Genomic DNA, 16,126 nt, shown 5'->3' with positions numbered 1-16,126 from the left:
TAATGAGTGTTGCAGCCAACACCGCTGCAGTTTGAATGGCGACGGGTATATACCCTAAGTTCATTCAAGTTGCAGGTAGGCGGCAAACGAGAGAGTCCCGATGAGCTTACATGGGTAAGTGATTAGGGTGAACGAGAACAGCCAACACCGCTGCGGTTTGAATGGCGACGGGTATAATTCTTTTTATATTGAGGTAATGACGATGGGTGGTATTAGTATTTGGCAATTGTTGATCATCGCGGTGATCGTGGTGCTGTTGTTTGGTACCAATAAACTCCGGACTCTCGGTTCCGATCTCGGTGCATCAATCAAAGGTTTCAAAAAAGCGATAGGTGACGATAAAACACCGCCTGCCAATACAACTGAAAAAGACAGCCTTGATGCTGACTTTGCGGCCAAGCCGATCACTGATAAGCAGCCGGAAGTGAAAGCTGAAGAGTCGAAGAATAAAGAGCAGGTATAAACCGTGTTTGACATTGGGTTTAGTGAACTGCTGCTGGTACTGATAATTGGTCTGGTGGTACTGGGGCCTGAACGTCTGCCTGTGGCGGTTAAAACCGTTGCGGGTTGGATCCGTGCGTTACGCTCTCTGGCCGCCTCAGTACAGAATGAGCTTTCGCAAGAATTGAAACTGCAGGAGTTGCAGGACAGTCTCAAGAAAGTAGAGAAGGCAGGCTTGCAGAATTTGACGCCGGAACTTAAAGCGTCGATGGAAGAATTGAAAGAGGCGGCAGAATCGCTTCAACGCTCTTACCACACTGATAACAATGAAACACCGCATACCATTCATAACCCGCAGGCAGTTGATCCTGAGGCCATCCATGATGGTGTGAATTTAGCCGAAGGGGTCAAGGCCTCTTCGACCGCAACACCGGTGGAGGGAGTGACCTCAACAGAGACTGCCCCCTCGGCCGTTCCGTCGGAAGGCCTTGCAATGCAGGCTATTCAGCAGCCGGTGGCTGATACTCCCCCTGCCTCTCAACAACCGCGTGGTGAACGTTAAAACATGGCCGTTGAAGATACTCAACCGTTGATCAGTCATTTGATCGAACTGCGTAAGCGATTGTTGAATACGATCATCAGCGTTTTGGTGGTCTTTCTGGTGTTGGTGTTTTTTGCCAACGACATTTATCAGTTGGTGTCTGCCCCCCTGATTAAGCAACTGCCTGCTGGGGCGAGTATGATCGCCACTGATGTGGCATCACCGTTTTTTACCCCAATCAAGTTGACGATGATGGTTTCGGTTATTATCGCCGCGCCAATCATTCTGTATCAGGTCTGGGCGTTTATTGCCCCTGCCTTGTATCAGCATGAACGTCGTATGATGATGCCGTTATTGGTATCCAGCAGCTTGTTATTTTATTTGGGAATGGCATTCGCCTATTTTATCGTCTTCCCGCTGGCGTTTGGCTTCTTTGCCAAGACCGCTCCCGCTGGCGTTTTGATTGCCACGGATATCAGTAATTACCTTAGTTTTGTCATGGCGCTGTTTATGGCCTTTGGCATCGCCTTTGAAGTGCCGGTGGCGATTATTCTGCTGTGTTGGAGTGGCGTGACCACACCTGAAGACCTGAGAAAAAAACGGCCGTATGTGCTGGTCGGTGCTTTCGTCGTTGGTATGCTATTGACGCCACCGGATGTGTTTTCGCAAACCTTGCTGGCTATCCCAATGTATCTGCTATTTGAGGTTGGTGTGTTCTGTGCCCGCTTTTATGTCGGGAAAGGGCGTAAACCCGCAGAAGAAGATGAAGGCGAAGAACCGCCAGCAGCCTGATTTCTGAGCCGCCCTGATGGGCGGTTTTGCTTTGGAAAAATCATGTTTGATATTGGTGTTAATCTTACCAGTTCACAATTTGCCAAAGATGCTCCACAGGTGGTTGAAGATGCCCGCAGTGCGGGGGTTACCGGTATGCTGATTACCGGGACCAATGCACCGCAAAGTGCTAAAGCCAGCCTGATGGCGCAGCTATACCCTGGCTATTGTTGGTCTACTGCTGGTGTGCATCCCCATGATGCCAGTACATGGAACCCTGAGGTGGCACGGCAAATTCGCCAACTGGCCGAGCGGCCTGAAGTCGTGGCAATAGGCGAGTGTGGGCTGGATTTTAATCGCAACTTTTCTACCCCGGCGCAACAGGAAGCGGCATTCAGTGCCCAGTTAGCATTGGCGGCCGAGCTCAACTTACCGGTATTCCTGCATTGCCGTGAGGCACATGCACGTTTTGTTGCACTGCTGGAGCCTTGGTTAGATAAACTGCCTGCCGCAGTGGTGCACTGTTTTACCGGTAGCGCCGAAGAATTGCGCAGCTGTTTGGCGTTGGGCCTGTCGATAGGCATTACGGGGTGGGTCTGTGATGAGCGTCGAGGGCTTGAATTGCGTGCCTTGTTGCCGCTTATTCCCGCTGAATGTTTATTACTGGAAACAGATGCACCTTATTTACTGCCGCGGGATCTAAAGCCTAAACCCGCATCCCGCCGCAACGAACCGGGTTTTTTACCCCATATTGTTCAGCAGGTTGCTGCTTGGCGTGGTGAGGATCCAGCGTGGCTAGGCAAGAAAACGGATGAGAACGCCCGCCGAGTATTCCGGCTGGGCTAAGTGAGGAGAAAAGTATGAGTTATGCATTCCCGGGTGCCTTTCCTGGTCGCCGTATGCGCCGTATGCGCCGTTATGATTTCAGCCGCCGTCTGATGGCAGAAAATCAGTTAACGGTTAATGATCTGATTTACCCGGTATTCGTGATGGAAGGGACCAATCGCCAAGAGGCGGTTGCTTCAATGCCAGGTGTTTCACGCATGACTATCGATCTCTTGCTCAAAGAAGCGGAAGCCTTGGTTAAGCTGGGTGTGCCGGTACTCTCCTTGTTCCCAGTGATTGAACCGAGCCTGAAGTCACTGCAGGCAGAGGAAGCCTATAACCCGCAAGGCTTGGTACAGCGCACAGTGCGAGCACTGAAAGAGGCTGTTCCTGAGTTGGGCATACTGACCGATGTTGCCCTCGATCCCTATACCACTCATGGGCAGGATGGGGTGATCGACGAACATGGCTATGTGATCAACGATATCAGTAAAGATATTCTGGTACGCCAGGCACTCTCGCACGCGGAGGCAGGCGCAGAGATTGTTGCCCCGAGCGATATGATGGATGGCCGCATTGGGGCTATTCGTGAGCGACTGGAATTACAAGGTTTGGTGAATACCCAGATTATGGCCTATTCAGCCAAATATGCTTCATGCTATTACGGCCCCTTCCGTGATGCGCTGGGCTCGAGTGGTAACCTCAAGGGCGGTAATAAAAAGACTTATCAGATGGACCCGGCTAACAGTGACGAAGCGCTACAGGAAATTGCTCAGGATCTGCAAGAAGGCGCAGACATGGTGATGGTAAAACCTGGAATGCCTTATCTGGATGTGGTTCATCGGGTAAAGGAGACCTTCGGAGTACCGACCTTTGCCTATCAGGTTTCAGGCGAATACGCGATGCATATGGCCGCGATCCAGAATGGTTGGCTACAGGAGCAACCGGCGATCATGGAGTCGCTGTTGTGCTTCAAGCGGGCAGGTGCCGATGGCGTACTCACTTATTTTGCTAAACGTGTCGCACAATGGTTGCATGACGATGCGATGCGTCGTTAATCGTTAACGTTAAGCAGGGAATATCTCGGCCGTCATTCATCCGCAACCGGGTGGATGGCGCCGGTGAGGTTTTCTTGCTTGAAGGCGTTAGTGTTTTTGAAACGTTATAGCTTTTGAAACGTTATAATTTTTGAAATTGCCGGTTATCAATACTCTGGTTAATTTGCTTATTGACCAGATTCAGTAGCAGCATGGAGCGCGCCTCACCATCGGGTTCACTATAAATGGCGTATAGGCCCTCAAACATACCATTGGTAATCACCACTGCGTCGCCTGGCTGTGGTGTCTGCGGGTCAATAAAGTGTTCGCCACTATATGCTTGTAGTTCCTCGACCACTTGCACGGGTATCTGAACGGGTAAGGCACCAAAACGCACAAAATGGCTGACGCCACGGGTGGCGCTGATGGTGGTGGTGTGAATGATTTCCGGATCGAACTCCACAAACAGATAATTGGGAAATAACGGTTCGCTGACAACAGTACGTTTGCCGCGAATAATTTTCTCCAACTTGATAATCGGGCTAAAGCAGCCAACGAGTTGTCGTACCAGATGTTCCTGCGCCCGTAACAATTGGCCGCGTTTACAATAAAGTAAATACCAAGATTTCATAGTTTCACACGCCTTTCTGCCAACGGCTAAGCATACCAAAATCCACTCGGGATACCTAAATAACCTGAGGGTCGGATGAAAATTCAGATAACTCCTTATTTCACCTGATTTGTAGGTGAAAAAATAAGCGGATTTAAACAGTGATCCCAATCGTGTGGTTTTTCTCTTTGATATCGATGAATTTTTTCGTTTTTTTCTTTCATGATGTAAGGGCAATATCTACAGTATAGTCGTCGCTTGAACGACGGTGGGGATAACAAGTTTATGGGGGAGTCAGCGGAAAGTCACATATTTGTTTGCTCAGTTCAGGTATAACTCTAGGCTTTAAATTTGTGGTTGTCACCGTATGGCAAGCGTACCCGATGCCCAATGTGACGTTATTAGCGTTCTTGAATCGAGAGGGAATATGGAACTTTTTTTGCTGAGTAATGGCAAACTTTCCGCTGAAGCGGAGTTGCTCGGTTATGCCAAAAACCAACTGTTGGCAATGATTGCTCGCCGTCATATCACTTCTGCGGTATTTATTCCTTATGCCATGGTCCGTGGTGACCAACATCAGCGTGCTCAAGAGTTGGCCAATACGCTGGGTATCAAAGTGGATAACATTAATCACGCTGAGTCACCAGCAGAGGCGATAGCCCAGGCTGAATGTATTCTGGTTAGTGGGGGAAATACCTGGATACTCAACCAGATGCTGCATGAAAATGGTTTGATTGTGCCAATCCAACGAGCGGTGCGTGAACGCCATGTCCCTTATGTGGGTTGGAGTGCGGGTTGTAACGTGGCGACGCCGAGCATCCGTACCACCAACGATATGCCGGTGCGCAACAGTGTGGTTTTACCGGCGTTGGGGTTGTTCCCGGTACAGATTAACCCACACTATATTGATGCCCATATCAGCGGCCATTTGGGTGAGACGCGAGATGAGCGTCTGGCAGAGTTTTGTGCGATTAACCCCAGTGAGTCGGTGATAGCGCTGCGCGAAGGGAGCCTATTACAGGTTTGTGGTAACGATTTGCATTATTTCAGTGCCAGAGAGCAGGGTTTCAAAGTCTTCCGTCACGGGGTAGAAACGCAGGAATATGTCGATACCTCGGCCTTGCGATCCTTGGTGCCATTCACCTGCTACTAACATGTTGACTTTTGTTTAACAAAATTGCAGCAGTAACTGAGAAGAGGCCTTATAATGCCTATCTCACAGGTCATGATAAAGTTCAGCATGAAATACCGAGATTTACGCGACTTCCTCTCATTGCTGGAAAAGAGAGGGGAGCTAAAACGCATTAGCCAGCCGATTGATCCCTATCTGGAAATGACAGAAATTGCTGACCGCACGTTGCGTGCGGGCGGCCCGGCATTGTTGTTTGAAAATCCGAAGGGTTACGACATGCCAGTATTGTGCAACCTATTTGGTACGCCAAAGCGGGTTGCGATGGGGATGGGACAGGAAGACGTCAGCGCACTGCGTGAAGTGGGCCAGTTATTGGCGTTTCTCAAAGAGCCAGAACCACCGAAAGGTTTCCGTGACTTCTACGAGAAAGTGCCGAAATACAAGCAAGTGTTGAATATGCCCACCAAGGTACTGGGTTCTGCCCCGTGCCAGGAGCAGGTTTGGCAGGGTGAAGAAGTTGATCTTGCCCGTATTCCCGTGATGCATTGTTGGCCGGAAGACGTCGCACCTTTGGTCACCTGGGGGCTGACGGTAACGCGTGGGCCGCACAAAGAGCGCCAGAATCTGGGCATCTATCGTCAGCAGGTACTAGGCAAGAATAAGCTGATTATGCGCTGGCTCTCCCACCGTGGTGGTGCACTGGATTATCAGGAGTGGTGCCAAGCGCACCCGGGGGAGCGTTTCCCCGTTGCGGTTGCTCTGGGGGCTGACCCCGCCACGATTCTTGGGGCGGTGACACCGGTGCCAGATAATCTGTCTGAATATGCGTTCGCTGGTTTACTGCGCGGTAACCGGACTGAAGTGGTCAAATGCCTTTCCAATGATCTCGAAGTCCCGGCCAGTGCGGAAATTGTGCTGGAAGGTTATATCGAGCCGGGGGAAATGGCGGCAGAAGGCCCTTATGGTGACCATACTGGTTACTATAACGAAGTCGATCACTTCCCGGTATTGACCGTGACTCATATAACCCAGCGGCGTAATGCTATTTATCATTCAACTTATACCGGCCGCCCACCGGATGAGCCCGCAGTGATGGGTGTCGCCTTGAATGAAGTGTTTGTGCCGATACTGCAAAAACAGTTTCCGGAGATTGTTGATTTTTACCTGCCGCCGGAGGGTTGTTCCTATCGCTTGGCGGTGGTCACCATCAAAAAACAGTACGCCGGGCATGCTAAACGCGTCATGATGGGAGTATGGTCGTTCCTGCGTCAGTTTATGTACACCAAGTTTGTTATTGTATGTGACGATGACGTGAATGCTCGTGATTGGAATGATGTGATTTGGGCGATCACCACGAGGATGGATCCTGCAAGAGATACGGTATTGCTAGAGAATACACCGATCGATTATCTGGATTTTGCCTCGCCGGTTTCCGGCCTGGGGTCGAAAATGGGCCTGGATGCCACCAATAAATGGCCGGGAGAAACTCAGCGTGAGTGGGGCCGTCCGATTCAGATGGATGATAAAGTGCGTGCGCGCATTGATGAAATCTGGGATGAGCTTGCCATATTCAGTGACAACGAACCGACGCTTTAGCATTAGGCTCTGTTCGCTGTCTGGTATTGATGACCCACAGAGGGAACTCATGACAATATTGAACTGCAAAGTGACCTCCGTCGAGGCCATTACTGATACCGTGTACCGGGTACGTTTAGTACCAGAAACCCCGTTTTCGTTCAAAGCCGGGCAATACTTGATGGTTGTGATGGACGAGCGTGACAAACGTCCGTTCTCTGTAGCCTCTACTCCGCAGCAACAAGAGTATATTGAGCTGCACATTGGTGCTTCAGAGCTTAATTTGTATGCGATGGCGGTCATGGACCGGGTGCTGAAAGAGCAAGCGATTACGGTTGATATGCCCCATGGTGATGCCTGGTTGCGTGAAGAGAGTCAACGCCCGTTGGTGCTGATTGCTGGTGGCACCGGATTCTCTTATGTGCGCTCCATTCTACTGACCGCCCTTGAACAGCAACCTGACCGTGATATCTCCATTTATTGGGGAGGGCGTGAGCTGAAGCATCTTTATGATCTGAGTGAGTTGGAAGCGCTCGCGCAACAGTACCCGAACCTGAAGGTGATTCCGGTGGTCGAGCAGTCAGATGCTGGCTGGCATGGTCGCAGTGGTACCGTATTAAGTGCTGTCATGCAGGATTTTGGTTCATTAGCGGAGCATGACATCTATATCGCAGGTCGTTTTGAGATGGCGAAAATCGCCCGTGAGCTTTTTTGCGCTGAACGTGGTGCATTGGAAGCGCATATGTATGGTGATGCTTTTTCGTTTATCTAATATACCCGGCACCATTCAAACTGCAGGGTTGTTGGCTGCTTTCACTCACCCCAGTCACTTACTTGAGTAAGCTCCTGGGGACTCACTCAGTTGCCGCCTACCTGCAACTTGAATAAACTTGGGTATATACCCGGCACCATTCAAACGGCAGGCTGAAAAATCCCCGCTGACCAGCGGGGAAGGTAAGCAAACCGTCAAGATGCCCGCTTGGGGCTCCTCTCAGACGCGTTCAAATATCGTGGTAATGCCCTGACCCAGACCAATACACATCGTGGCCAGCCCGAACTGTGCATCACATCGTTCCATATTGTTCAGCAAGGTGGTCGAGATGCGGGCCCCAGAGCAGCCTAATGGGTGGCCAAGTGCAATGGCACCACCGTTCAGGTTGACCTTGTCGTCTAGGCATTCCAGCAGCCCAAGATCTTTAATACAGGGAAGTGACTGGGCAGCAAAAGCTTCATTCAATTCAAACAGATCAATATCCTGAACATTCAGCCCTGCGCGTTTTAATGCCAGCTTACTGGCGGGGACCGGGCCATAACCCATCATTGACGGATCGCAGCCAACGACCGCCATTGAGCGGATGCGCGCACGGGCTTTCAAACCGAGCATTTTAGCGCGCGACTCACTCATGATAAGCATGGCTGACGCCCCATCAGACAGAGCTGAAGAGCTCCCCGCCGTTACCGTACCGTTTACTGGATCGAACACAGTGGGGAGCGCGGCTAGATTGGCAACCGTGGTTTCCGGGCGGATAACTTCATCATAGTCGTAAGCTATCATGACACCGCTAGCATCGTGGCCGAGGGTGGGCACAATTTCATGTTTAAAATAGCCTGATTGCGTTGCGGCATAAGCCCGTTGGTGGGAGCGAGCGGCAAATTGATCCTGCATCTCTCGGCTGATGTGGTGCATTTTGGCTAATAGTTCTGCGGTTAGGCCCATCATTCCGGCGGCTTTTGCTACGTTGCGGCTTAAATTTGGGTTGAAATCCACACCATGGTTCATGGGGACATGGCCCATATGCTCTACACCGCCAATCAGACTGATATGCGCGTCACCGACCATGATCATGCGAGCCGCATCATGTAAAGCTTGCATGGAGGAACCGCATAAACGGTTCACCGTCACAGCCGGGACACTATGCGGGATCTCCGCTAACAGCGAGGCGTTACGGGCGATATTAAAGCCCTGTTCCAACGTTTGTTGTACACAGCCCCAGTAAATATCATCAATTTCAGCGGCGTTAACCGCAGGATTACGGCTCAACAGGGCACGCATCAGGTGAGCAGAAAGCGCTTCAGCACGGACCTGACGGAAAGCGCCCCCTTTTGAGCGGCCCATTGGGGTCCGCACTGCATCAATAATGACTACATTTTCCATCGTTATGACCTTATGCCGGTTGGCCAGTGGAAAAGTCAGACAGCGCCGCTGTCACCACCGGGTAGTAGCTTTCGTTACGTTCTGCTTTGGTGAGCAGACCGGCTGGAACCTGGTACTGAGGCCCCAGATAAGCGTAATGCTGTGCCATTTTGACATAATTAGCGGTACCGATCGTATCCAGATAGCGGAATGCACCACCATGAAACGGAGGGAACCCAATGCCATAAACCAGTGCCATATCTGCCTCAGCCGGGCTGGCGACGATACCTTCCTCCAGGCAACGAACCACTTCGTTAATCATGGGGATCATCATCCGAGCGATGATCTCGTCACTGCTGAAGTCCTGAGCGGATTGGCTGGTTGCAGCCAACAGCGTATCGGTTTGCTGGTCGTACTCTTTACGTGGTGCTCCTTTGCTGTCCTGGCTGTAATGGTAGAAGCCCAACTGGTTTTTTTGACCGTAACGTTGGTGATCAAACATAACGTCGATGGCATCACGGTAATTCTTGCTCATACGCTCAGGGAAACCGCTGGCCATGACCGCCTGCGCATGGTGGGCGGTATCAATGCCGACAACGTCTAACAGGTAAGCGGGGCCCATTGGCCAGCCAAACTGTTTTTCCATCACGTTGTCGATCTGGCGGAAATTCCCCCCATCGCGCAGTAGCAGGCTAAAACCGGAAAAATAGGGGAACAACACGCGGTTAACGAAGAACCCTGGGCAATCGTTGACCACTATCGGTGTTTTGCCCATGCGGATGGCATAAGCGACAACGGCGGCAATCGTGTGGTCACTGCTCTGTTCACCACGAATAATTTCTACTAAAGGCATGCGAGGCACGGGATTAAAAAAGTGCATACCGCAGAAATTCTGTGGCCGCTGCAATGATTTTGCCAACTGACTAATCGGGATGGTTGAGGTGTTAGAAGCCAGAATAGTCTCTTCGCCAACCAACGCTTCTACTTCTGACAGCACGGCGGCTTTCACTTTCGGGTTTTCGACTACAGCTTCAACAATCAGTTGTGCACGTTCAATACCGGCGTAATCAAGACGGGGCTGAATGGTTGATAACACTTGCGCCATCTTCAGACCATCCAATTTGCCACGAGCCAGTTGCTTGTTCAGGAGCTTGGCGGCTTCACTCATGCCAAGCGCCAAGGATTTGTCATTGATGTCTTTCATTATGACCGGCACACCTTTCAGTGCCGATTGATAGGCGATTCCGCCCCCCATAATTCCGGCCCCTAATACCGCCGCTTGCTGTGGTGCTTCAATGTTTTTCGCCAGTTTCTTGGCTTTGCCTTTGACGAACTGCTCATTGAGGAAAATGCCCACTAAAGCACGGGCTTCGCTAGAGCCGGCTAAAGGCACAAAGCTGGCGGTTTCCAATTCTAGTGCTTCATTACGGCCCAGCTTGGCGGCGGCTTCAATTGTTTTTACGGCCACCATGGGGGCTGGGTAATGCGTCCCCGCGTGCTGCAATACCAGCCCTTTGGCTGTGGTGAAGCTCATTGCTGCTTCGGTCGCATTAAGTTTTAGCGGTTCCAGTTTCGGTTGGCGGCGAGCACGCCAGTCAAGCTGACCATTAATCGCCAGTTGTAGCATTTTTAGCGCTGCTTCAGGCAATTTCTCGTTAGCGACCACCGCATCGATCAGACCGACTTTAAGGGCTTCTTGAGCATCAATATCTTTGCCGGCGGTAATGATTTCCAGTGCGCTGTCATTGCCTAACAGACGAGGTAAACGCACGGAACCGCCAAATCCCGGCATAATACCCAGCTTGGTTTCCGGAAGACCGATACGCACATCTGGCGAAGCGATACGAAAATCCGTCGCCAGAACACATTCACAGCCGCCCCCCAAGGCGTAGCCGTTAATGGCGGCGATAGTCGGTACCGGTAAGTCTTCCAGGCGATTAAAGATGGCATTGGCAAACCGCAGCCACTGATGAAGTTGTTCAGCTGGAGCCGCAAACAGTGAGAGAAATTCGTTGATATCAGCCCCAACAATAAAGGCGGCTTTGGAGGAGCGCAGTAGTAACCCTTTCAGCTCGGTCTGTTGTTCCAGCACATCAAGTGCAGCCCCGAGACTGGCCACCGTGCCGGTATCGAGCTTGTTGACCAAGCCTGGCGCGTTGAATACTAACTCGGCAATGCCGTTGTCGAGCCACTGTACTTGCAATGTTTCGCCTTGGTAGAGCATGTCTGTCTCCTGAGTCTGCAGGTGTTATCTGGTACGACCAGATGATAAGAAGTGTGGTTTTTATGTTAAAAATATGCAAATTACAGAGTGGATATTTGCAAACCCGATCACAGGAAAAATGTATAATTCACTGATATATGGTGTTTTTTATGGTTATGCAAGCAATGCCATTGGAAATTGTGTTGGTTTCGGAGCGGTTTTCATTGCCTTATGTCACAGGGTGATGGTGGTTTGGTGAACATACCATAGGCACAAGGTGATGGGGTTGGCGCACAGGATCAGTATGTTAAGATGCTCTCTTCCGTTCTGAGGGGATAAAGGTATTGCAATGGAAACACTGGCTGCTTTGTATAACGACCACCTGGTAGCACTGCAAAAACGGGCTTGTGAGGTATTAGCACGTAACAAGCTGGATGCATTGCTGATTCATTCCGGGGAACTACAACGGGTATTTCTGGATGACCAATATTATCCGTTTAAAGTGAACGCCCACTTCAAAGCCTGGGTGCCAGTGACTTCCGTACCGAATTGTTGGTTATGGGTTGATGGTGTTAACAAACCCAAGCTTTGGTTTTATTCCCCAGTGGATTATTGGCATAGCGTTGAGCCATTACCGAACAGTTTCTGGACCCAATCCGTTGAATTACTGCCGCTGGTTAAGGCGGATGACATCGACAGCCAACTGCCACCACAGCTCGGGCGTGTAGGCTATATCGGTTATGCACCACAGCGCGCACTTTCCCTGGGTATTGCCGAGGAAAATATCAATCCACAAGCAGTGCTGAATTACCTTGATTTTCATCGTTCGTGCAAAACGGCTTATGAGTTGGCCTGTATGCGTGAAGCGCAGAAGATGGCGGTCATAGGCCATCGTGCGGCTTATGAGGCATTTCAATCTGGTCTGAGTGAGTTTGATATAAATCAGGCTTATCTAACGGCAACAGGGCACCGTGATACCGACGTACCCTACGATAATATAGTGGCTCTCAATGAGCATGCCGCCGTGTTGCATTACACCAAACTGGAGCAACAGCCACCTGCCGAGTTACGCAGCTTTCTGATTGATGCGGGTGCTGAATATAACGGCTATGCTGCCGATCTGACTCGTACTTATGCTGGGCAGAGTGATAATGCTTTCGCCAGATTGGTGAAAGACCTTAATAGTGAACAATTGGCTTTAATTGATACTATGAAAGCCGGGGTACGCTATACCGACTATCATCTGCAGATGCATCAGCGAATTGCCAAACTACTGAAAAACCATAAGCTGGTGAATGGTCTTAGTGAAGAGGCCATGGTAGAGCAAGAGATTACCAGCCCGTTCCTGCCACATGGCTTAGGCCATCCACTTGGGTTGCAGGTACATGATGTGGCGGGATTTATGCAAGATGAGGAGGGCACTCAACTCGCTGCACCGGCTAAACATCCTTTCTTGCGTTGTACGCGCGTATTACAGCCAGGTATGGTGTTGACTATCGAACCCGGGTTGTACTTTATTGAATCACTGTTGGCACCATGGCGTAACGGTGCATTTAGCAAACATTTTGCTTGGGATCGTATTGATGCCCTGAAACCTTTTGGTGGCATTCGTATTGAGGACAATATTGTGATTCATGACAAGCGTATCGAGAATATGACACGAGACCTTCATCTGTCTTGATGGAACCTTACTTGATCCCCGATGCGGCTATCAGCGTCAGTGAAGAGATAAAAAAGAGCCGCTTTATCACCTTGCTGGCACCAACTTGTGGGGTAGACGCAGCGAAAGCTTTCATCCAGCAGGTTCGTGCAGAACACCCCACCGCCCGGCATCACTGCTGGGCTTTTGTTGCTGGTGCCCCCAATGATTCGCAGCAATTGGGTTTTTCGGATGATGGTGAACCTTCTGGTACGGCGGGTAAACCTATCTTGGCTCAATTGATGGGGAGCGGTATTGGTGAAATTACCGCCGTCGTCGTGCGCTACTACGGTGGGGTTAAATTAGGTACGGGTGGCTTGGTGAGAGCTTATGGCAGTGGAGTACAACAGGCACTAAAACAACTGGTTGTCAGCTACAAGATCCCACAGATTGCCTATACTTTGCAGTGCGATTATGCCCAGTTGGCATTGGTTGAAAATCTTATTCAGCACAGTGAAGGACACATTATTCATGGGGAATATGGTGTTGCTGTTGTGCTACATATAGCATTACCAGCCACAGTCACTGAGACATTCGGGAATAAATTGCGTGATCTTAGCCGTGGAAGTTTGCACTTAATCCCTATCTCGCAATAGTTACCGTCAACTAAATGGTTAAGGATCGTGCTGGAATGCATTTTCGCTCTATAACCCGTATCGTGGGACTCTTGGTTATTCTGTTTTCCGGAACGATGTTCATTCCGGGCTTGGTGTCATTGATATACCGAGATGGTGCAGGACGTGCTTTCAGCCAGACCTTTGTGGTTGCAGTGACGATTGGCTTGGTTCTCTGGTGGCCAAATCGTAAACAGAAACACGAACTCAAGCAGCGTGAAGGTTTTCTGATAGTGGTGTTGTTCTGGACCGTGCTAGGTAGCGTTGGAGCATTGCCATTTCTATTTTCTGAATACCCCAATTTAACGTTGACTGATGCGTTTTTTGAATCCTTCTCTGGTTTAACCACAACGGGAGCGACAACGTTGGTCGGGTTGGATTCCTTGCCTAAGGCGATTCTGTTTTATCGCCAAATGCTGCAGTGGCTGGGGGGGATGGGGATTATTGTACTGGCTGTAGCCATACTGCCTATTCTGGGGGTTGGCGGTATGCAACTGTATCGTGCTGAAATGCCGGGCCCACTGAAAGACAACAAGATGCGGCCACGGATTGCTGAAACCGCTAAAACCTTATGGCTTATCTATCTATTACTGACCGTTGTTTGTGCCCTTGCCTTGTGGGCGGCGGGCATGTCAGCGTTTGATGCCATCGGCCATAGCTTTTCGACGATTGCAATTGGTGGTTTCTCTACCCACGATGCCAGTATTGGCTACTTCGCCAGCCCAACCATTAATACCATTATAGGTATCTTCCTATTAATATCTGGCTGCAACTTCGGCCTGCATTTTGCGCTGTTAACTGGACGTAGCTTGAAAATCTATTGGCGAGATTTGGAGTTCCGCATGTATATTGCGGTGCAGTTCACGCTGATTTTTCTGTGCATTGTTATATTGTGGTGGCATGGCGTCTATAAAACCGGCATGGAAACTATTAATCAGGCATTCTTTCAAGTGGTTTCCATGGCAGGTACAGCAGGCTTCACCACCGATAGCTTTTCACAATGGCCGCTGTTTTTGCCAATATTGCTATTGTGTGCCTCATTTATTGGGGGTTGTGCGGGGTCAACGGGGGGCGGACTGAAAGTGATCCGCATCTTATTGTTATATCTACAAGGCTCGCGCGAACTGAAGCGGCTAGTGCATCCGAATGCCGTGTATACCATCAAGTTAGGTAACCGTGCGTTGCCGGAACGTATCCTCGAAGCAATATGGGGGTTCTTTTCGGCCTATGCGCTGGTGTTTATCGTTAGCATGTTGGCTATTATTGCAACGGGGGTGGATGAGTTCTCAGCTTTTGCTGCTGTTACTGCTACCCTTAACAACCTAGGGCCTGGACTGGGTGTCGTTGCTGACAATTTTACCACTATGCCGCCAGCCTCAAAGTGGATTTTGATTTTGAATATGTTGTTTGGCCGCTTAGAGGTTTTTACGTTGCTGGTTCTTTTCACACCGACATTTTGGCGTGACTAACATTATTCAAAGGGGATCGCCATGAAGGCACTGATTCTTTATTCGAGCCGTGATGGACAAACACAAGCGATTGCTTTCTATATTGCTAACAAACTGCAGGACACGCTGAATTGTGACGTTATCTCGCTGCAACAGGCCGACGATATTGATTTGACGCAGTACCAACAGATATTGATCGGTGCTTCGGTGCGTTATGGGCGTTTCCATCCGGCACTGAAAAAGTTTGTTAAGCGCAATGCAACGCAGTTGAATCACATACCCAGTGCATTCTTTGCTACTAATCTGACAGCACGTAAGCCAGAGAAACGGTCACCACAAACGAATGCCTATACCCGCAAGTTTTTGCTTTCCTCACCGTGGCAACCTAAGCAGTGCGCGGTGTTTGCCGGTGCTTTGCGTTATCCGCGTTACCGCTGGTTAGATCGAGTGATGATTCGTCTTATTATGAAAATCACGGGTGGGGAAACGGATACCAGTAAAGAAGTAGAATATACCGACTGGCAGCAAGTTGATCGTTTTACCCAGGAATTCAGCCATATTCAGCATGAAAAGTGATAGAAAGCTGAATAAAAGCGCGCTTTGCCGAAAAAAGACGCGGTTGAAATGTTTTTTGAATTTAGGGGTTGCGGTGAACTGAGAACTCCCTATAATGCGCCTCCACTGCTCGGGAACAACGGCTGACAAGTCGCCTAGGCAGGAAGAAGCAACCCGGTGAAAACACCGTCTCTTGTGGAGAAAAAGGTTGACTCTTCAGCGGGAAAGCGTATTATTTGCCTCCCGCGTTACCAGGAAGTTTTGGTAACCACGCTCTTTAACAATTTATCAGACAATCTGTGTGGGCACTCACAAAGACGATATCCAGTTGCTTCGGCAACAAAAAAATATCAAGTCTTAAAGAGTGACTCATGTAAGTAAAATTCATGCAGTAATCTTTGAGCATCGCTATTAACTTAGCAAATCAAGCTTTTAATTGAAGAGTTTGATCATGGCTCAGATTGAACGCTGGCGGCAGGCTTAACACATGCAAGTCGAGCGGTAGCACAGGGGAGCTTGCTCCCTGGGTGACGAGCGGCGG

15 protein-coding genes and 1 rRNA gene are annotated in these 16,126 nt (G+C 50.0%); 13 read left to right on the top strand and 3 right to left on the bottom strand.

Annotation, left to right across the window (positions count from 1 at the left end; all coding sequences use genetic code 11):
- Positions 1–202 precede the first annotated feature (202 nt).
- From tatA to hemB, 5 genes are read left to right on the top strand one after another with little or no spacing between them, the layout of a single operon-like run.
- Positions 203–463, top strand: a complete 261-nt coding sequence (tatA, locus tag IO95_RS09310) for a Sec-independent protein translocase subunit TatA (RefSeq protein WP_023490764.1) — start codon at positions 203–205, stop codon at positions 461–463.
- Positions 464–466: 3 nt separating this feature from the next.
- A complete protein-coding gene (gene tatB / locus IO95_RS09305; RefSeq protein WP_023490763.1) occupies positions 467–1,003 on the top strand; it encodes a Sec-independent protein translocase protein TatB in 537 nt (178 codons plus the stop codon).
- A 3-nt stretch (positions 1,004–1,006) separates the two neighbouring features.
- On the top strand, positions 1,007–1,774 hold the full coding sequence (gene tatC / locus IO95_RS09300) for a Sec-independent protein translocase subunit TatC (protein WP_023490762.1): 768 nt from the start codon (positions 1,007–1,009) through the stop codon (positions 1,772–1,774).
- Between the two features lie 42 nt (positions 1,775–1,816).
- Positions 1,817–2,599, top strand: a complete 783-nt coding sequence (gene tatD, locus IO95_RS09295; RefSeq protein WP_023490761.1) for a 3'-5' ssDNA/RNA exonuclease TatD — start codon at positions 1,817–1,819, stop codon at positions 2,597–2,599.
- Positions 2,600–2,613: 14 nt separating this feature from the next.
- Positions 2,614–3,636 (top strand): porphobilinogen synthase, encoded by a 1,023-nt coding sequence (hemB, locus tag IO95_RS09290; RefSeq protein ID WP_023490760.1) that lies wholly within the window; start codon positions 2,614–2,616, stop codon positions 3,634–3,636.
- A 121-nt stretch (positions 3,637–3,757) separates the two neighbouring features.
- On the opposite strand, the gene rfaH is transcribed toward hemB, so the two are convergent.
- On the bottom strand, positions 3,758–4,246 hold the full coding sequence (gene rfaH, locus IO95_RS09285; protein ID WP_023490759.1) for a transcription/translation regulatory transformer protein RfaH: 489 nt from the start codon (positions 4,244–4,246) through the stop codon (positions 3,758–3,760).
- A 406-nt stretch (positions 4,247–4,652) separates the two neighbouring features.
- Between rfaH and pepE the strand changes: the two genes are divergently transcribed.
- From pepE to fre, 3 genes are read left to right on the top strand one after another with little or no spacing between them, the layout of a single operon-like run.
- Positions 4,653–5,378 (top strand): dipeptidase PepE, encoded by a 726-nt coding sequence (gene pepE / locus IO95_RS09280; protein WP_037385032.1) that lies wholly within the window; start codon positions 4,653–4,655, stop codon positions 5,376–5,378.
- A 54-nt stretch (positions 5,379–5,432) separates the two neighbouring features.
- Entirely contained in the window at positions 5,433–6,953 is a 1,521-nt protein-coding gene (ubiD, locus tag IO95_RS09275; RefSeq protein ID WP_023492548.1) for a 4-hydroxy-3-polyprenylbenzoate decarboxylase, read from the top strand.
- A 49-nt stretch (positions 6,954–7,002) separates the two neighbouring features.
- Entirely contained in the window at positions 7,003–7,704 is a 702-nt protein-coding gene (gene fre, locus IO95_RS09270) for an NAD(P)H-flavin reductase (RefSeq protein ID WP_023492547.1), read from the top strand.
- 219 nt (positions 7,705–7,923) lie between these two features.
- On the opposite strand, the gene fadA is transcribed toward fre, so the two are convergent.
- Together fadA and fadB are read right to left on the bottom strand one after the other, a co-directional pair.
- A complete protein-coding gene (fadA, locus tag IO95_RS09265) occupies positions 7,924–9,087 on the bottom strand; it encodes an acetyl-CoA C-acyltransferase FadA (protein ID WP_023492546.1) in 1,164 nt (387 codons plus the stop codon).
- Positions 9,088–9,097: 10 nt separating this feature from the next.
- Entirely contained in the window at positions 9,098–11,290 is a 2,193-nt protein-coding gene (gene fadB / locus IO95_RS09260) for a fatty acid oxidation complex subunit alpha FadB (protein WP_023492545.1), read from the bottom strand.
- 328 nt (positions 11,291–11,618) lie between these two features.
- On the opposite strand from fadB, the gene pepQ reads away from it, so the two are divergent.
- From pepQ to IO95_RS09235, 5 genes are all read left to right on the top strand, one after another.
- Positions 11,619–12,950, top strand: coding sequence for a Xaa-Pro dipeptidase (pepQ, locus tag IO95_RS09255; RefSeq protein ID WP_023491995.1), 1,332 nt, complete (start codon positions 11,619–11,621; stop codon positions 12,948–12,950).
- The gene (locus IO95_RS09250) at positions 12,950–13,564 is read left to right on the top strand and encodes an IMPACT family protein (protein WP_023491994.1); all 615 of its coding nucleotides are present in this window, start codon (positions 12,950–12,952) and stop codon (positions 13,562–13,564) included. Before pepQ ends, IO95_RS09250 begins: the two co-directional genes overlap by 1 nt.
- 35 nt (positions 13,565–13,599) lie before the next feature.
- The gene (gene trkH / locus IO95_RS09245; RefSeq protein ID WP_023491993.1) at positions 13,600–15,051 is read left to right on the top strand and encodes a Trk system potassium transporter TrkH; all 1,452 of its coding nucleotides are present in this window, start codon (positions 13,600–13,602) and stop codon (positions 15,049–15,051) included.
- 21 nt (positions 15,052–15,072) lie between these two features.
- Positions 15,073–15,606: a menaquinone-dependent protoporphyrinogen IX dehydrogenase gene (gene hemG / locus IO95_RS09240; protein WP_023491992.1), complete on the top strand. Its 534-nt coding sequence runs from the start codon at positions 15,073–15,075 to the stop codon at positions 15,604–15,606.
- 412 nt (positions 15,607–16,018) lie between these two features.
- A 16S ribosomal RNA gene (locus IO95_RS09235) occupies positions 16,019–16,126 on the top strand; the annotation flags it as partial.

Source organism: Serratia sp. DD3 (genome assembly GCF_000496755.2).
This window is presented reverse-complemented; position numbering and strand designations above follow the sequence as displayed.